Genomic DNA, 16,350 nt, shown 5'->3' with positions numbered 1-16,350 from the left:
ATGCCTTTCCTGGAAACCGGGTGCGTCACTCTGCACGTGCAGCGGCTCGCCGCGGCCGCCACGGTGGCGCCCGCCGGAACCGTCGTGCTGGTCCACGGCCTGCTGGTGGACAGCCTGGCCAGCTACTACCTACTCCTCGCACCGGCCTTGCGCACAGCGGGGTTCGACGTCCTGCTGTACGACCAGCGGGGCCACGGACGCAGCTCCCGCCCGGATCGCGGATACCGCCTCGACGAGTTCGCCGACGATCTACGGGCCGTTCTCGACGACCAGGGCCTGACCGGCCCGGTGCACCTGGTGGGCAACTCCTTCGGCGGTGCGGTGCTGTTCGACTTCGCCCACCACTTCCCCCATCGGGTGGCCAGCCTCGCGCTGATCGAATCCGAACCGCCCACCCCGGGCTGGGCGTTCAGGATGGACCGCTTCCTGCGGTACGCGAGGGCAGAGATCGAACGTGACGCCACCTTGCAAGGCATCGCCCACCGCTACGGCGCGCAGGCCGCCCGGCTGGCCCGGACGGCGCGGACCTTTTTCGAGGACACCGCCCTCGCTGAGGAGATACCGCTGAGCCGCGTGCTCACCGCGTCGGACCTACGAGCACTGCACTGCCCGGTCCTTGCCTTGTACGGCTCGGAGTCGGACCTGGCCAAAGGGCAGCGCCAAGTGGCGGAGACCCTCAGGGAGTGCCGCAGCGTGATCGTGCCGGACCAGGGACACTCGCTGCTGGTGGAGGCGCCGGCCACGGTGCTTCGATACCTCCTGCCGTGGCTGCGGGAGAACGCCCACCGTGGCTCCCTCGCCGGGGACGAAGGGCATGGAGACCGGGGCGGCGCACGATGAGCCGGTTTCTGTTCGTGGTGCCGCCGTTGACCGGACACATCAATCCTGCGGCGGCCGTGGCCGAACGGCTGGCGGCCCAAGGCCACACGGTCGCGTGGGTCGGCGAATCGGCTCTGATCGGACGGTTGGTGGGCCAGGACGCCCAGGTGTTCGCCGCCCGCTGCCCGTCCTCGTCGTTGCTGCGCCCCCAGGAGATCCGGGGAGTGGCCGCCCTGAAGTTCCTGTGGGAGGCGTTTCTGCTGCCGCTCGCCGAGGCGACGGTCCCCGTGGTCGACGACGCCGTGACGTCATTCCGTCCCGACGTGCTGGTCGTCGACCAGCAGGCGGTCGGCGGGGCCGTGGCGGCCGAACGCGGCGGTCTGGTGTGGGCGACGCTGGCGACGACGTCAGCCGAGTTCACCGGAGCCCTGGACGGGATGCCGCGCGTCCAGGAATGGATCCGCGACGCACTGACGAGTCTGACACTGCGTACGGGAGCCTCGACCGGCGCCGGGGACCTCCGCTTCTCCCCGTATCTCACCCTGGTCTGTACGACGGAGGAACTGGCGGGTCCCATCGGAAGCGGGCCGGGGCCGGTGGAACTCATCGGCCCGGCCGTGCCGTTGACGAGGCCGGGGCAGCCGTGGTTCCCCTGGCCCTGGCTGGACCCCGGCCGAACAACGGTGCTGGTCAGCCTGGGAACGGCGAATCCCGGCGCGGGCGATCGTTTCCTGGGGGTGTGCCGCGACGCGGTGAAGCAGCGCACCGACCGCGTACAGGCCGTGCTCGTCGACCCACGTGCCCGGCCGGTACACGCCACTGATTCGCCGAGCCGGCTGGACCCCGATCTGCTCGACGTCCCTGCCGTGCCTCAACTGGAACTGCTCCCGTACATGGGGGTGGTGATCTGCCACGCCGGCCACAACACGGTCTGCGAGGCGCTGCTGCACGGCGTGCCTCTCGTCGTCGCCCCCATCCGGGACGACCAGCCGGTGGTGGCGGGCCAAGTGGTGAATGCCGGGGCGGGCGTTCGCGTGCGCTTCGGCCGGGCAACGACGGGCCAGGTCGGCGCGGCACTGGACGCGGTCCTTGGGGGTGACGACTTCACCGCGGGAGCCCGGCGGGTCCAGGAGGCCTTCCGCAGGGCCGGTGGCGCCGCCGCGGCGGCCGCGCGGCTGGAACGGCTCGCGGCCGGTAGCCCGGCCATTTTTTGAGGATGCGGCTTCCGAATGTGGAGACGGCGCTTGCGACGGCCGCCGAGCGCGTGAGACGTGCTCGGCGGCCGTACTGTTGGTATCAACCCTTGACGCGGTCCAGGACGCGGTCGGCCATGTTCCGCATGCCGGCCGAGTTCGGGTGGACCGGGGCGGCTTCGAGGAAGTCGAGGACACCCTGGGCCCAACGGGTTTGCGGCGTCTGGCAGAAGTCGTGGCCAACGCTGGAGGAGTACGTGTCCACGAAGTCGACGCCGGCGGCTGACGCTTCTTGCGCGAACATCTGGTTCGTCCGGCGTTCAATGCCGTCCAGGTAGGGGACGTCACCGGCGGCGATGGGAGTGCCCACCTTGCATTTGGCCTTTGTGTCGGGCAGGAGTGCCGGATAGCCGACCATCAGGACGCGTGCGTTCTTCGCGCGCTCGCGGATGGCCTGGAGGACGCCTCTGAGTTTGGGTCGGATCTCGGTGATCCTCCTGACCAGCGCGTCGGAGCCACCCGCGGTGTATTCGTGTCGGCAGGGAGCGCCTTGTTGATCGAATACGCCGCGCAGTGAGCAGTCCACGATGATTCCCGCGAATCCGAGATCATTACCTCCGATCGTGAGGGTCACCAGACCGGTGTCGGGGGTGAGCGCGTCGAGTTGGGGCGCCACGAAGGGGAGTTGGGACGTGGCCATGTCCTTGGTCTCGGCCCAGGTGCACGAGACGTCTTTGAACGACGACGGAGCCAGCTGTTTCGCCACGAGCGACGGAAAGTTGGTGCGGGCACGGGCGCACAGCCCCGATTCCAGGAGGCCGCCCGGCAGACCCGGGCCGGCAGAGAAGGAGTCGCCGAGCGCGACGTAGGAGCCGTGGAAGGCCGAGGTGCCCTCCGCGTGGGCGGCGGGCACCGCCACGCCTCCCAGCAGAGCGAGTTGAGCGGCGGCAATGGTGACGACCGTCCATCTCCGAGTCGGTGGGGAGATTCTGCACAGAAACATGTCTCTGTCCTCCAGGCGGAGTTGTCATTTCCGGATGAGTGTGCCGACATTGCATTCGGCTGGAGGACAGCGTGCACAGGAGATATGACGGAATGCCATACGAGTTGTTCTTTCGTGGCATTCTTGATTGTTCTGGCTTCCGGATTATTGCGACGGTGAGTGGGGGCGTCGCTCAGTTCGCTGAATCTGCCGTGGTGGCGGGCGCTCGCTCGCTGCAACGAGACTTGGGGTGGGAGGGCTGGCCCCCCTGCGCGGATATCGGCCTTCGCTGTGTACGGTGTGGACCCGGCTCAACCCGGACGTTCCGGCGTCCGTTCGGGGACTTTCATGCTGCGCTGCGGGCGTCTGGGTCCTTGGTCGGCCGCGGCAAGGTGACGGGCTAGTTCGCGGCGTTCGCGGGCCTGCTCTCCACCAAGATCTATCTCTGTCGCCCCCAAGATCCAGAAACGAAAGGGCTGGTGGAAAGGGCCGATGGCTACCTGGAGACCAGCTTCCTGCCCGGCCGGCACTTCTCCGGCCCCAACGACTTCAACCTGCAACTGGGCGAGTGGCTGAAGGTCGCCAACCGACGCCAGCACCGCACCCTGATGGCTCATCCGACCGAGCGGTGGGAGGCCGACCGGGCCGGGACGATCGCGCTGCCGCCGGTCGACCCGCCGTCCTGGTGGCGGTTCTCCATCCGGCTCGGCCGTGACCACTACGTCCACGTCGACACCTGCGACTACTCCGTCGATCCCGCGGCGATCGGCAGGACGGTGACCGTGCTCTGCGACAACGACCAGGTGCTCGTACTGGCCGCGGGCGGGGAGATCGTCGCCGAGCACCCCAGGCGTTGGGCCCGTCACCAGACCATCACCGACCCCGATCACGCCGCCACCGGCAACGTGATGCGCCGCGAAGTACACCGTCAGCAGGGCAGCCGCCGGGCCGCCGCGGCCGGTTCGGGGCCGCTGGTCGAGGTCGAGCAACGCAAGCTCGGCTCCTATGACCGCCTGTTCACCGTCATCGACGGCGGCGCCGACGACCAGAGAGAGGCCGGCTGATGCCCCGCACTCCGATAGCCACCGGCGACGACGAGCCGCCCGAGGAGAAGGTCACCGCCACGACGGGGAGCCGCCGCACGGGGTCAGCAGACCTCCTCTGACCTGGCCTTCCTCGCTCGCGCGATGAAGGCCCCGGCCCTGCTGGACGCCGCTGAACGGCTCGCTGAACGCGCCCGCAAGGAGTCCTGGACCCATGCCGAATACCTCGTCGCGGTCCTCCAGCGCGAGGTCTCCGCCCGCGAATCGCACGGCGGCGAGGCACGAGTACGCGCCGCAAGGTTCCCCGCGATCAAGACGATCGAGGAACTCGACGTCACCCATCTGCGCGGGATAACGCGCCAACAGCTCGCGCATCTGGGCACGTTGGACTTCATCGCAGGGAAGGGGAACGCCGTTTTCCTGGGCTCGCCGGGCACCGGGAAGACACACCTCGCGATCGGGCTCGCAGTCCGCGCCTGCCAGGCCGGGCACCGCGTCGCGTTCGCCACCGCCTCCGAGTGGGTCGACCGGCTCGCCGCCGCCCACCAGGCCGGACGCCTCGCCGACGAGCTCACTCGGCTCGGCCGCTACCCGCTGATTGTGGTGGATGAGGTCGGCTACCTCCCCTTCGAGGCCGAGGCAGCGAACCTGTTCTTCCAGCTGGTCTCGAACAGATACGAACGCGCGTCCGTGATCGTCACCAGCAACAAGCCCTTCGGACGCTGGGGAGAGGTCTTCGGCGACGAGACCGTGGCCGCCGCCATGATCGACCGCCTCGTCCACCACGCCGAAGTCCACTCGTTCAAGGGCGACTCCTATCGCATGCGGGGACGCGAACTCGGGCGCATCCCGACCGACCCCCAAGACAACGACTGAACACACGCAACAGAAGACACCTGGGTTACTTTTGACCCGGCCAAAGTGGGTCACGGTTCAGCCACCGCCGACATCCTCGCCCTCATCCGGCGTGCCAAAGGTGGTGTACGCGCCACGATCCACGCCAGCACACCTGGCTCCTGAACTAATCTCTCCGGACTCGTGGACGGCGCGTTCCATGTCCAACCCGGATGTCGCGCGAGTGCTTGCCTGGTCATACTATCGATCGTCCACTTAGACCAGCCGGGCCTCCGTCGGTACCAAGGCACCCAGAGCTCGCGGATGATCCGTTGGAGGGTGTACTCGATGGTGTTCGACAACCCCAAGGGAAGTGTCCGAGGCGGGTACCCCGGATTCCGCTGCCTTTCCTGCAACTCGGTGTAGTGCGCGACGGTGGCGATATACACATACCGCTCAATGAGCCCAGGATCGACTCTGGCTATCAATGCAGCCGATTCGAGCTCAGACACTGCGCGCCGGAACTCCTTGTAGTCCGAATCCGTCCAACGCAAGTCCTCGGCTGCGGAGAGTCGCTCTCGAACCTTCGCGCGAGCGGCCCGACCTTCCCGGCCAGCAGTCAGAAAGGTCGAGACGAGCGAGCCGACTACACCACCGCCAAAGATCGCAAGTGCCGTTTGAAGCCATAGGGGAGCCTCAATGCCCGCCGCCAGCCTGACGATGTGCTGCATGTACCTACTCCCTGTCAGGAAGACCTTTGGTGTAGCACGTCGGCTGCCGACGCGGGGACGAACCGGGAGAGGCGAGTTCGTGCCTCCCCCGGCTCTCGCGGCTTGACAGACAGCATGAGGAGCCGACTCTGTACGGCCACCCCTCCACACGTTCTCGGATTGTCACGTGAAGGCGAAGGCGCGGAAGGAGTTGCGGACATCTGTAAGAGGCTGACGGTCGCGGGTGTAGTAGAGCTTGTTGGTTAGGAGCACCGCCCACCGTCCCTGGCGAGGCGAGACCCACATGCCGGTGCCGGTGAAGCCGTAGTGGACCCAGACGTCGTCGATGGGACCCGTGCCGGGGGCGGGGTGCCAGAACAAGCCGCGTACGGGCTCCAGTTCGCCGGTCTGGATAGCCAACGACTCCGCCGTCCAGGCGGGGCCGAATCCTGCCAGCCGGGGTGAGGTGGTGACGCCGAGCATGTATCGCAGGAAGGCGATGAGGTCGTCGAGGACGCTGAAGGCACCGGCGATACCGCACACCCCGCCCAGTAGCCGGGCGGAGAAGTCGTGCGCGACGCCCTGGAGATGGATGTCGGTGTCCTGGTCGAGTTCGGTCGGTGCGCACCGCGTGGCCATATCGCTCGGCAGCGGTCCGAAGCGGGTGGAGTTCATACCCAGTGGTTGCCAGGTCCGTTCCGTAGCGAGCTGGTCGAGGTGCCGTCCGGAGAGGTGCTCGGCGAGGTAGCCGAGGATGAGGGCGGCTCGGTCGGTGTATTCGACGGCCTCGCCGGGTGAGCGGTGAAGAGCCTCGTGGAGGACTCCGTCACGGATGTCCTGTGGGTCCGTGCCGTACAGGTTCTTGAGCTGTGCTCGCAGTGGGACGCCGGCGGTGTGGGTCAGCAGGTGGCGTGCGGTCACGACTGCGAGTGGGTGGCCTTCGACCTCCGGCCAGAACGCGCCGAGCGGAGTGTCGAGATCGAGTTTGCCGTCCTCCCACAGGGCGCCGACGGAGGACCATACGGCGAGGATCTTGGTGAGGCTGGCAGCGTCGAAGACGGTGTCGAGCCGCATCGGCTGGTCGGGTTGGCTGGGGTCCAGCAGGCCAACGGTTCCGGTCGCGGTCGGGCCGGTGGCGTTGCCGATGGCCCAGACGGCACCGGGGTAGACCTTGTCGCGGACGCCGTCGTGCAGGAGCTGGTCGATGCGGTGGGTGTCGAGCGTCATGGTCTCCCGATCGTGTGCCGTGGGTTCCCCGTCGGCCAGGGTAGTGACGTGGCCGGGATGGATCCGGCTGCGCCACGAACGGGTCAGCCGAGCTGCTTGCCTAGGTCGGACAGAGCGGCTGCGGTGCTGCTCAGGGGGTAGCGGGCTGCGTTGGCCCGGCCCGCCGCCTGGAGGGCTGGCAGTAGCCCCTGCGTTGTGCAGAGCCGGTCCAGGTCTCGAGCGACGGCGGTGGGATTCGTGAAGTCGGTGGCCAGGCCCGTGGCGTCGAGCGTCTCATTCAGCCCGGGAACGGGCTGGTAGAGCACGGGCAGGCCGCAGGCTTGGGCTTCGAGGGCGACCAGGCCCATCGCCTCCAGCGTGGTGGAGGGCATGACGAGCGCATCGTGATCGGCGAAGGCTTTCCACAGTTGTGGACGGCGGAGCCAGCCGAGGTAGTGGACATGGATGCCGGGACGCCGGATCAGCGGAGCCAGGGTGTGGAACTCCGCTGGAGGGGCGGCGATGCTGAGCTCCACTGCCGGAGCGAGGGAAACAGTGTGCAGCAGCGCTTCCACGCCCTTCTCCTCGGTGAGGCGGCCGGCGTAGAGCAGTCTCAGGTGGCTCGTCGTGCGATGGCCCGCTCGCGAAGGCGGGTTGTCGATGAGGTGGTCGGGGATGCCCCAGGGGATTTGCTCGATCTTCCGACGGCCGGTCCTGGGTGCGAGTTTCAGCAGGTGGTCGGCCATGGCGGCGGTCGGCACCACGATGCAGTCCGCGGCGTGGGCGGACTGCTGAAGGACGCCGAGTTGGTCGGGGTGCGTTTCGGCGAACAGCAGGTCCGTGCCGTGCACCAGGGCGATACGGGGCGGTGCGGGCAGGGCTCTCAGGAGTGCGGGGGTCGCCCCGAAGGCGAGATGGTGTAAATGGAGGACACTGACCTGCGCGGGGTCGACGGCGGACACCAAGGCGTCGCGCAGGTCGGCGACGTACCGCTGGAAGGCCAGGCCGGTCAGGCACTTGCCGTCGATGCTCAGAAGGTCCAGCCCGTGGGGTGTGCGGGGGCGCGGTCCGGTCGGAGCGAGCATGAACGCCCTTGCTGGGATGAGCGGTTGTGGCCCGGTGTAGAGGTCGAGGAAGAGTTCGATGCTTCCACCGGGGCTGAGGAAGGGGAGGTCGAGTGCGGTGGCGACCGTCGGGTTCATGGCCGGCCTCCGGGGATCTCCTCGTACAGGCGGGACGTCTCGATCCCTTGGCTGGCCTGGTACTTGAGGCCGTGCTGCTGGTAGCTGGCGGGGGCGCCGAAGGTCTGGAGGAAGGCCAGCTTCCCGAAGGTCATCAGCGGATAGATGCAGACGGGGCGGGCGGCCCGGATCTCCAGGGTCCAGCGGATGGCGTGGCCCTGGTGGCCGAGCGGGGCGGAGACGTGGACCCAGATGCCGAGGGCACCGATGGTGCGGCTGCCGTTGAGGAACTGGGCGTATGCCTCGGAGCCGGTCCTCTCGTACGTGAGGCCGAGGTATAGGACGCCTGGAGCGAGGTCGAACCCGGTTGCTGGGATGGGGACTTCTGGGCAGAGAGTGCGGGTGGCGGCGTCGAGGTCGCCGTCGCAGACGCGGAGCGTCTCGCCAAGGCGCCAGTCGTACGCGTTGGGGGAGAGGCGGTCGGGCTCGTAGGGGTCGATGGTGATCTCGCCGGCGGCTCGTGCCGCGGCGATGGCGGGGCCGGTGAGGATCATGAGGCCACCGCCCGGAGCGGGGTGAGGTCGCGCCAGTAGGCGGAGGGCTGGGGGCCGACGGCGTCCTGGTACTTCCCCGCGTAGCGGTCGATGGGGCCGACCGCGATGAAGAACATGATCTGCCCGATCTTCATGCCCGTGTAGACACGTAACGGCCGGATCGGGGAGAGCATCAGGGTCCACTGGCCGTGGAAGCCGATGTCGCCGATCGGTGCGGTGATCTCGACGAACAGGCCGAGGCGCCCGACGGAGGAGCGGCCGAACAGGAGCGGGACGAAGACATCGGATCCGACTTCCTCGAGGGTGTGGCCGAGGTACAGCTCGCCGGGCTGGAGGACGTACCCGTCATCTCCGATCTTCAATTCAGCAGTGGGATTGGGGAGGTGGGCGTCGATGACGGGGGTCGTGTAGGTCAGGAGGGTCGGGCCGAGCTGGACGTTGTAGCTGTTCGGGTTGACCTGGCTCTGGTCGAACGGATCGATGCGCAAGCGGCCGTCGGCTGCGGCCGTGGTGATCTCGGGGCCGGTGAGGATCACGGGTGCTCTCCTTCGATCAGCACGTGCTGGACGGCCTGGCCGAGACGGAGGGCTGCCTGCTGGGTGCGGCCGGGCAGGAAGGTGTCGGCTAGGTAGTCCGTGGTCAGCACGGTGTGGGCACCGTTCGGCAGCGGGGCGGGCGCGGTGACCAATGGGCCGGCCTGCTCGGCCAGGCGCGCGCGTAGGCCCTCGACATCGCGCTGGCGGTCGGGCAGGTGGGCGTGGACGAGCTGGTTGCCGAAGGGCTCGGTCGCCAGCAGGTCGCCGAGGGTGAGGGTGTCGCCGAGCTGGACGGGGCGCAGGGCGGTCTCGTTGAGGACGACGGCTTCCGCGCCGAGCCCGGTGTGCAGGCGCGTAGCGACCTCGGTGAGCAGTTCGCGACGGTCGGGATGGCGGTAACGGTAGGTCTCGCTGATCGTGCCGAGTGGCGCAGCCAGCTGTCGGCTGAGTTCCTCGATCTCCCTTTGTACATTCGTGAGTTCGGGCGAGAGCTTCCTCCAGGTTGGGAGGAAGAGGTCCGCACGGCCTGCCCAGCCTTGGCCGATCGGGTCGGCCTGGGCGTAGCCGACGGCGAGTTCGCGGCCTTTCAGGACGAGGGTGTCGCCGACGTGGACGGGCCCGTACTGGTCGCTGTGGCAGTGTCCGGCGAAGATCACGTCGAGGAACGGGCAGGCGGCGGCGAATTTGAGATCCTCGTCGAAGCCGGAGTGGCTGAGCAGGACCCAGGCGTCGACCTCGTGGTGGTGGGCGAGCGTCAGCTCCCGCAGGGCCTGGACCGGGTCGGTCGCGCGGTGTCCGACGCGCTGAGAGTGGGGGATGGCGTTGAACGCCTGGAGGCCGATGACCCCGGTTACCGCCACGCGCCGACCGCCGATGTCGGCCAGATGAAGGCGTCGGAACAGCGAGTCGCCGCTGGCGTCATCCACGGCGTTGGCGCACACGGTGAGGCGCTGCAGGTCGGGTTCGAAGTGATGGGCCCAGCCGTGGTTTCCAGGGGCGATCACGTCGTACAGACTGGTCAGGATCCGGCGCTCGATCCTGCCGTGGCCGAGGCGGTAGTAGCCGGTGCCCTCGAAAAAATCGCCGCAGTCCACGACGAGGGAGTCCGGCCGGGCGGTGTGCAGGTGGGTGAGCAACGGCATGGCGTCCTCGAAGGCAGAGTGCACGTCGGTGGTGGCGATGATGCGCTGGAGCTGTCGGGTCATGGCGTGACCTCGCAGATGTCGGCGCCGAGCGCGCGCAGCTTGGTGGGGAGGTCGGCGTGGCCGCGACGGAGCTGTTCGAGGCCGCCGAGGGTGGTGACCCCACGGGCGGTGAGGCCGGCGACGAGAAGAGCGGAGCCGGTGCGAATGTCTGTCGCTTCCACGCCTGCGCCCGTGAGTTGCTGTGGTCCGGTGAGACGACACTGGGTGGGAGAGATCTCGTGGATGTTGGCGCCGAGGCGGGCGAGCTGGGGGAGCAGGTTGCCGTGGCGGCCGGGGTTGATGGTGTCGGCGAAGAGATGGGTGCCGGGTAGCCCCAAGGTCAGTGCCATCAGCGGGGGTTCGAAGTCGGCGTCCAGGCCGCCGGGGGAGAGGGAGGCGATGGCGCGCAGCGGGTGATGGGTGGGCTGCATGTCGGCGGCGTGGACGGTGAGGGCGTCCTCCTGGGTGGCGACGGGGACGCCGAGCCAGCGCAGGGCCGCCACCACCGGTGCTATGTCTTTGCTGCGTACGCCCTCGATGCGGCCGTTGCCGCCGGTGGCGGCGAGTGCACAGGCCAGGGTGCCAGCCTCGATCTTGTCGCCAGGGACCGTCCAGGCCACGGGTTCCTGCGAGGTGGAAGCCGGTGGGGCGAGGGCGATGATGCGTTCGGTGGCCTGGGCTGACCAACCCGCGATCTGCAGTGCCTCCAGGACGCTGGTGACCTCAGGGGAGAGGTTCGGCTGGCCCAGCCGCAACGGGCGTCCGGCGACGACCGCCCGCAGGATCGCCGCGATGCTGGCGCCGCGGGAGCGGAACGGCAACACCACCGACACCGTGCTGCTGTGGGGCCTTCCCGCTTCGACCGTGTAGCCATGGTCATCGACTGTGTAGCGGTCGCCGAACGTCTCGTACACCCGGAAGTGCTGTTCCATGCCGCGCTCTCCGATCTGGCAGCCGCCCGGCCAGGGCAGCGAGGTCCGGCCGTGCGCGGCGAGAAGGGCGGGGATCAGGTAGTACGAGGCACGGATGCGGGCGGCGGTCCCGAACAGCTCCGGGGCGATGCGGGTGCCGTCGCCGGGCAGGACGAGGACCGTGTTCGGCTCGCCGACCGGGCGGGCGATGCGGTGCCCGGCGTGCTGCAGCAGCGTGAGCATGGCCTGTACGTCCGCGTTGGCGGGGACGTTGGCCAGCTGTAGGGGCCGGCGCAGGGCGGCGGCTGCCGCGAGAAGCGGCAGTGCGGCGTTCTTGGAGCCGTCGACGGTCACCGCCCCGGTGAGCGGCGGGCCGGGGCGGATCGCGATGACCTCGGAGGTCACCGCAGGGAGTTGGGTCGTTGTCACAGTCATCTCCTCGGGAGAGGAACGCGCAGTGGCGCATGGGGAGTTGGCTCGTCATGTACGGGGATCTCGGCCCAGCACCGCTTGCCCGACTCGGTCGCCTCGACGTCGTGCCGGACGGCGAGGGCGGCCACGATGAACAGCCCCCGGCCATGCTCGTCGTCCTCGTCCGGCAGGCTTGGCTTGGGGAGGGCGCGGCTGGAGTCGCAGACCTCGACCCGTACGGTGTCGTCCTTCAACCGGGCGGCCACCGAGATGGGGCCGTGCCCGGCATGCTGCACGGCGTTGGTCAGCAGCTCGCTGGTCACCAGCGCCACGGTCTCCACGACGCCGCTGCTGACCGGGAGGCCCCAGCCGCGTATCTCGGCGACGACCTGGTGCCGTGCGTCCGTGACGGCGCGCGCTGTGCCGGGTAAGGAAAAGCTGAGGTGCTGCGGTTCCACGGGCTGCCTCCCAAGCGAGTGCGGCCCCACCACAGAACCGGCCGAGACAGGGGGCCGACCAGCTCAGGTGCCGGTACTGCATCGCTTATGCAGGAGGGGCATGAACTCCAAGTGCGGTTCATCTACGCTCGGTTGAGCAGGCAGGATCGGCGACGGCGGAAGGGGCCGTGGCGCAGATGGCCGATGCACAAGACGAGGCGAGACGGATCGGCGAAGTGATCCGCCGGGCCCGCGTGCTCGCGAAACGTTCCCAGGCGAACGTCGGCGCCGCGCTGGGCTACCACCAGTCCAAGGTGAGCCGCCTCGAACAGGGCAAGGGCACCGAAGACTCCCAGGTGTTACGCGCGATCGCGCAGGAACTGGGCATTCCGCTGCCCACCGTCGGCCTCGCCACCATCCCGGACGCCACTACCTGCGACCCCGAGACAGAGGACATGCACCGCCGCACCTTCCTCGCCGCGAGCCTCGCCGCCCTCGCGACACCCGCCCCGCCGACAAGCGGCCACCGCGCCCTCATCCACTCCCTCATGCCCGGCCCAATCCCGCCTGCTGGAGATGGAATTGAGGATCTTGCCGAGCTGGGCAGTCGGGTCTCCACGGTCCGCCGCCTCTTCTGCACCTGCGACTACGTCGCGCTGGAGCGGACCCTGCCGCCGCTCATCACCGACCTCCGCCACGCGGCGGCGGGCTCGGGCGATGCGACGGGGCTGCTGGCCACCGCATACCAGACCTCCGCCAGCCTGCTCCTCAAGCTCAGCGACCACGGCAACGCCTGGCTCGCAGTCGGCCGCGCCATGGCCGAGGCCGAACGCTGCGGCGACCCGGTCATCCTCGCCTCCAGCGTCCGCGTCCACGCCCACCTGCTGGCCCGCGAGAAGCACACCGCCCAGGCCGTCACTCTGGTCCGGCACACCGCCGACCAACTCACCGGCTCCTACGACCAGCGCTCCCCGCGCTACCTCGCGGCCCTGGGCCTCCTGCTCCTGCGCGGCGTCACCGCCGCCAGTACCGGCGGCGACCGCTCCGCCACCAAGGACTTCCTGACCGAGGCGACGGACGTCGCCCGCTATGTGGCCCTCGACCGCCCTGACGAGTGGGCCAACTTCAGCCCGACCAACGTCGCCTTACACGCGGTCAGCGCGGCCAACGCATTTGGCGACGCGGGCGTCGCCCTGGAGACCGCCGGTCCGCTTATGCGCCGCCATATCCCCGCTCCGGAGCGACGTGCCGCCTTGTGGGTGGAGACGGCTCGCGCCTACAACCAGCAGGGTCGCCTCGCCGACGGCTACCAGGCGCTCCGCATCGCCGAGAGCTGCGCGGCCCAGGACGTCCGCCGCCCAGCCGTCCGGGATCTGGTCGCCGACATGGCCGCCCGCGACCGCCGCCGTACTCTGCCGGAACTGCACCACTTCAGCCGTCAACTGGGAGTCCCCGCGTGAGCGATCAGCCCGACCAGCAGACCAAGAAGCCCTTCCTGTACGTCGTCGTGTGCGCGGCCGGAATCGCCGGCGACGTCGGAAAGCTGATCACGGCCGCTCAGGAAGCGAACTGGGACGTGGGCGTCATCGCCACTCCGCAGGGCCTCGGCTTCATCGATGTCGAGGCGGTCGAAGCCCAGACCAGCTACCCGATCCGCTCGGCCTGGCGCTCACCGGGTGACCCGCGCCCGCTGCCCCCTGCTGACGCGATCGCGGTTGCGCCGGCCACCTTCAACACGATCAACAAGTGGGCGGCCGGGATCTCCGACACCCTGGCCCTGGGCATCCTGTGCGAGGCGTACGGCTTTGGCATTCCGACCGCTGTCCTCCCGTACCTCAACTCGGCCCAGGCTGCCCATCCCGCGTACCGCCACAGCCTGGAGCGGCTGCGCGAGATGGGCGTCCTGATCGGCTCGTACGAACCGCACCGGCCGAAGGCCGGCGGCGGTGCCGACCGCTTCCGCTGGGAGGAAGCGCTGGAACTGCTCACTCCCGCGCTGTCCGCACCGGCCTGACCAGCGCCGCCGTGCTGGTGGTGCCTCCGGCGGTGGAGTGGCTGCACGGGTGTGGGGCGAGAGGGCCTGCGGCGCGGGGCTGTCGGGCGTCGGCGCGGGCAGCGTGCGGGTGCCTCAGTCGGCCTTTCACATCGGCCTGTGGGGCTGCGCTCGTCAGAAGGCGTACGGGGTGAAGGGGCGAGCCGGTTCGACCGCGGACCTGAGGAGGCGGTCGAGTTCGGCTCGGTCGTCCTCGGTCATGAGCTCGACCGCGTTGCCGAGAGTCTTCCGGGTGAGCTGTTCCATGAACGGGGCGAGGAAGCGCTGAAGGGCGTCGGGGGCTTCCTCCGTCTTCCGCAGATACTCCATGTAGCGCGTGTGCTGTGCGTGGAACTCTTCGAACTCTGCCCGGGTGGCCGAGAAGGCGGTTGCCTGCTCGTCCTTGGTGAAGGGGCGCCCGTCGCGGTGGCTCCACGTGTTGGTGTCGAGCCGGCGCTTGAAGTCCGCGTGGCACAGGAGGGCGACGACGTGCGGTCGGATTTCGGTCTGGGGCATGCAGGGGTTCCTTCCGAAGCTGGGGTTGAGACATCAATGGTCCGGACGATCGCCGGTTTGGGTAACCGGCGATCGTCGGCTATGTTGCGCCGCTTGGTGGTCAGCGCCGCGGCGTCGGTGACCGCTGCGGGGGAGGAGCGGTAGCCGTCGGGTGGGCGGGGGCGCCGGTCCGACGTGCTGTGCTGCGGGCATTGGCTGCCTGGGCTTGAGGACCGGGGACGTGGCGCTCCCCAAGACGACGGATACGCCAGGTCAGCGCGCGGGCGGGGCTGTGGGCGTCGCCCAGGGGCCGCAGGCCGAGCGCCTGGTCGAGGACGGTGGTCGCCTTGTGCCCGGCGGCCTCTGCCTCGGCGAGCACGGCGGCGAGCGCCTCCCAGGCAGCGTCGTTGAGGATGCGCTCGACGTGATCGGGGACCGCCTGCTGGAGGTAGCGGGCGAAGCGCTGCTTCATCTGAAGGCCGGGCTTGCGCTGCGCGAGGCCGGCAAGGACCGGCTCGGCGACCTGCGCGTACGCGACCTGCAGGTGGACGAGGGCCTGTTCGGCTGCTGCTTCCTGCTGGGCGTGCTGGTGGGTGCGGTGCCAGTGCGCTGCGAACGCCACCGCCGTGAGCACGGTGTCCAGGAGCATCGCGAATCCGGACCCGTCGCCGTCCGAGGGCCGGTCGCGCCAGATCGCTTGGATGCTGCGGCGCAGGACGCGGGTGCTGTCGAGGTCGGCTGCGATGCGGGAGCGGGTGGCGCGCTCGAAGGCGACGGCGGCTCGTTCAAGTTCGCCTCTCACTGCGGTCGGCGCATTGACCGGCAGCAGGTCCAGCACAGCGCCGAGCGCGACCAGCTGCCCTTGGGCAGTCGGATCGTCGCTGTGGGTGAGGTGGCGGGGGATGCGTTCTGTGGCGGCGGTGGCCTGGTGCCAGGGGTTGCCCGGTGGGGCGGCGGCCGGTTCGGGGTTGGTGGTGGCCAGGCTTTTGCGGATCTTGGGCAGGGACAGGTCGGGCGCGAGGGTGGAGCCCGCGTAGAAGACCGGCTCGCCCTTGTCGTTGGTGTCCTCGGGCAGGGCGAAGTTGCAGCCGAGGGTGTCGCCGGAAGGGCCGAGTTTGAGGCGTACGGTCACGCCGGTGGCGTCCAGCAGGGCGAAGAACTCGGTCTCGTCGGCCGCGGCGGCGAGGGCGCGGCGTACCCGCAGACGCAGGACATCGCGGGTAGCGGCGTCCTGTCCCAGACGCTTGGCCTTGAAGTGCTCCTTGCTGGTGGGGCGCTTGGCGCCGGTGCCGTCGCCCGGCTTCAACCGCCTTAGCCCATAGTCGACTTCGATTCTGCGGGCTTCGCGCTGGACGGCACGCTGGTCGTAGCCGCGCTCGGGTCGGCGGCCGTCTTGGCGTACGAGGGTGGCGGCGATGTGGATGTGGTCGTCGGCATGGCGGACGGCTACCCAGCGGCAGGCTTCTTCGTCGCCGTCGGGGGCGATGCCGGCGGCGGCCACGATCCGGCGGGCGATGTCGGCCCACTGGGCGTCGGTGAGGATCGGGTCTTCGGGTGCCGCGCGGACGGGGCAGTGCCACACGGTGTCCTTGGGTGCCTTGTGCCCCAGCATCTTCACGGGCTGGTCGAGTTGCGTGACCAGCTGGTCCATCGCGTCCTTCGGATCGCGGTGGGGGCTGCGGCCGGGGTCGGGGGCGAAGCCGTTCCAGGACGCCACCAGGTGCGGGTCGGTGTGTTCGTTGGCCCGGCCCTTGCCGAAGAGGTAGCTGATCGTGCGGCGCGTGGCGTGCGGGCCTGAGCCGAGGATGATCTTGGGTATCAC

Annotated in this window: 16 protein-coding genes; 6 read left to right on the top strand and 10 right to left on the bottom strand. The window is 69.2% G+C overall.

Features of this window, described 5'->3' with window-relative positions; all coding sequences use genetic code 11:
* Positions 1-840, top strand: a complete 840-nt coding sequence (locus tag ACSHXC_RS08510) for an alpha/beta fold hydrolase (RefSeq protein ID WP_438290987.1) — start codon at positions 1-3, stop codon at positions 838-840.
* Positions 837-2,033: a glycosyltransferase gene (locus ACSHXC_RS08505; protein WP_438290986.1), complete on the top strand. Its 1,197-nt coding sequence runs from the start codon at positions 837-839 to the stop codon at positions 2,031-2,033. The genes ACSHXC_RS08510 and ACSHXC_RS08505 overlap by 4 nt, the downstream gene beginning before the upstream one ends.
* Before the next feature lie 82 nt (positions 2,034-2,115).
* On the opposite strand, the gene ACSHXC_RS08500 is transcribed toward ACSHXC_RS08505, so the two are convergent.
* Positions 2,116-3,015: an SGNH/GDSL hydrolase family protein gene (locus tag ACSHXC_RS08500; protein ID WP_438290985.1), complete on the bottom strand. Its 900-nt coding sequence runs from the start codon at positions 3,013-3,015 to the stop codon at positions 2,116-2,118.
* Between the two features lie 458 nt (positions 3,016-3,473).
* Between ACSHXC_RS08500 and ACSHXC_RS08495 the strand changes: the two genes are divergently transcribed.
* Both ACSHXC_RS08495 and istB read left to right on the top strand, forming a co-directional pair.
* Entirely contained in the window at positions 3,474-4,058 is a 585-nt protein-coding gene (locus ACSHXC_RS08495; RefSeq protein WP_438290984.1) for a Mu transposase domain-containing protein, read from the top strand.
* A 123-nt stretch (positions 4,059-4,181) separates the two neighbouring features.
* The gene (gene istB / locus ACSHXC_RS08490; protein WP_438290983.1) at positions 4,182-4,913 is read left to right on the top strand and encodes an IS21-like element helper ATPase IstB; all 732 of its coding nucleotides are present in this window, start codon (positions 4,182-4,184) and stop codon (positions 4,911-4,913) included.
* A gap of 851 nt (positions 4,914-5,764) precedes the next feature.
* On the opposite strand, the gene ACSHXC_RS08485 is transcribed toward istB, so the two are convergent.
* The 7 genes from ACSHXC_RS08485 to ACSHXC_RS08455 form a co-directional block, all read right to left on the bottom strand.
* Positions 5,765-6,808, bottom strand: coding sequence for a serine hydrolase domain-containing protein (locus ACSHXC_RS08485; protein ID WP_438290982.1), 1,044 nt, complete (start codon positions 6,806-6,808; stop codon positions 5,765-5,767).
* Between the two features lie 83 nt (positions 6,809-6,891).
* Entirely contained in the window at positions 6,892-7,989 is a 1,098-nt protein-coding gene (locus ACSHXC_RS08480; protein ID WP_438290981.1) for a glycosyltransferase family 4 protein, read from the bottom strand.
* Positions 7,986-8,522 carry a dCTP deaminase gene (locus tag ACSHXC_RS08475; protein ID WP_438290980.1) on the bottom strand — a complete coding sequence of 179 codons (537 nt, stop codon included), beginning with the start codon at positions 8,520-8,522 and terminating at the stop codon, positions 7,986-7,988. The genes ACSHXC_RS08480 and ACSHXC_RS08475 overlap by 4 nt, the downstream gene beginning before the upstream one ends.
* The gene (dcd, locus tag ACSHXC_RS08470; protein WP_438290979.1) at positions 8,519-9,058 is read right to left on the bottom strand and encodes a dCTP deaminase; all 540 of its coding nucleotides are present in this window, start codon (positions 9,056-9,058) and stop codon (positions 8,519-8,521) included. Before dcd ends, ACSHXC_RS08475 begins: the two co-directional genes overlap by 4 nt.
* The gene (locus ACSHXC_RS08465) at positions 9,055-10,263 is read right to left on the bottom strand and encodes a metallophosphoesterase (RefSeq protein WP_438290978.1); all 1,209 of its coding nucleotides are present in this window, start codon (positions 10,261-10,263) and stop codon (positions 9,055-9,057) included. The genes dcd and ACSHXC_RS08465 overlap by 4 nt, the downstream gene beginning before the upstream one ends.
* Positions 10,260-11,588 (bottom strand): UDP-N-acetylglucosamine 1-carboxyvinyltransferase, encoded by a 1,329-nt coding sequence (locus ACSHXC_RS08460; RefSeq protein WP_438290977.1) that lies wholly within the window; start codon positions 11,586-11,588, stop codon positions 10,260-10,262. The genes ACSHXC_RS08465 and ACSHXC_RS08460 overlap by 4 nt, the downstream gene beginning before the upstream one ends.
* A complete protein-coding gene (locus ACSHXC_RS08455; RefSeq protein WP_438290976.1) occupies positions 11,585-12,022 on the bottom strand; it encodes an ATP-binding protein in 438 nt (145 codons plus the stop codon). Before ACSHXC_RS08455 ends, ACSHXC_RS08460 begins: the two co-directional genes overlap by 4 nt.
* A 176-nt stretch (positions 12,023-12,198) precedes the next feature.
* Between ACSHXC_RS08455 and ACSHXC_RS08450 the strand changes: the two genes are divergently transcribed.
* Positions 12,199-13,461 carry a helix-turn-helix domain-containing protein gene (locus ACSHXC_RS08450; RefSeq protein ID WP_438290975.1) on the top strand — a complete coding sequence of 421 codons (1,263 nt, stop codon included), beginning with the start codon at positions 12,199-12,201 and terminating at the stop codon, positions 13,459-13,461.
* The gene (locus tag ACSHXC_RS08445) at positions 13,458-14,015 is read left to right on the top strand and encodes a flavoprotein (protein ID WP_438290974.1); all 558 of its coding nucleotides are present in this window, start codon (positions 13,458-13,460) and stop codon (positions 14,013-14,015) included. Before ACSHXC_RS08450 ends, ACSHXC_RS08445 begins: the two co-directional genes overlap by 4 nt.
* Positions 14,016-14,168: 153 nt before the next feature.
* On the opposite strand, the gene ACSHXC_RS08440 is transcribed toward ACSHXC_RS08445, so the two are convergent.
* Together ACSHXC_RS08440 and ACSHXC_RS08435 are read right to left on the bottom strand one after the other, a co-directional pair.
* A complete protein-coding gene (locus ACSHXC_RS08440) occupies positions 14,169-14,549 on the bottom strand; it encodes a hypothetical protein (RefSeq protein WP_438290973.1) in 381 nt (126 codons plus the stop codon).
* A gap of 100 nt (positions 14,550-14,649) precedes the next feature.
* The gene (locus ACSHXC_RS08435) at positions 14,650-16,350 is read right to left on the bottom strand and encodes a mobilization protein (protein WP_438290972.1); all 1,701 of its coding nucleotides are present in this window, start codon (positions 16,348-16,350) and stop codon (positions 14,650-14,652) included.

The sequence above is a fragment of the Streptomyces sp. HUAS TT7 genome (genome assembly GCF_051550175.1).
Classification (GTDB): Bacteria; Actinomycetota; Actinomycetes; order Streptomycetales; family Streptomycetaceae; genus Streptomyces.
The sequence above is the reverse complement of the archived record's forward strand: the minus strand, read 5'-3'. Positions and strand labels throughout refer to the sequence as shown.

Coding starts and splice junctions, on each gene's coding strand:
- ACSHXC_RS08510 (WP_438290987.1), top strand. CDS start 1: ATGCCTTTCCTGGAAACCGGGTGCGTCACTCTGCACGTGCAGCGGCTC.
- ACSHXC_RS08505 (WP_438290986.1), top strand. CDS start 837: ATGAGCCGGTTTCTGTTCGTGGTGCCGCCGTTGACCGGACACATCAAT.
- ACSHXC_RS08500 (WP_438290985.1), bottom strand. CDS start 3,015: ATGTTTCTGTGCAGAATCTCCCCACCGACTCGGAGATGGACGGTCGTC.
- istB (WP_438290983.1), top strand. CDS start 4,182: ATGAAGGCCCCGGCCCTGCTGGACGCCGCTGAACGGCTCGCTGAACGC.
- ACSHXC_RS08485 (WP_438290982.1), bottom strand. CDS start 6,808: ATGACGCTCGACACCCACCGCATCGACCAGCTCCTGCACGACGGCGTC.
- ACSHXC_RS08480 (WP_438290981.1), bottom strand. CDS start 7,989: ATGAACCCGACGGTCGCCACCGCACTCGACCTCCCCTTCCTCAGCCCC.
- ACSHXC_RS08475 (WP_438290980.1), bottom strand. CDS start 8,522: ATGATCCTCACCGGCCCCGCCATCGCCGCGGCACGAGCCGCCGGCGAG.
- ACSHXC_RS08465 (WP_438290978.1), bottom strand. CDS start 10,263: ATGACCCGACAGCTCCAGCGCATCATCGCCACCACCGACGTGCACTCT.
- ACSHXC_RS08460 (WP_438290977.1), bottom strand. CDS start 11,588: ATGACTGTGACAACGACCCAACTCCCTGCGGTGACCTCCGAGGTCATC.
- ACSHXC_RS08450 (WP_438290975.1), top strand. CDS start 12,199: ATGGCCGATGCACAAGACGAGGCGAGACGGATCGGCGAAGTGATCCGC.
- ACSHXC_RS08440 (WP_438290973.1), bottom strand. CDS start 14,549: ATGCCCCAGACCGAAATCCGACCGCACGTCGTCGCCCTCCTGTGCCAC.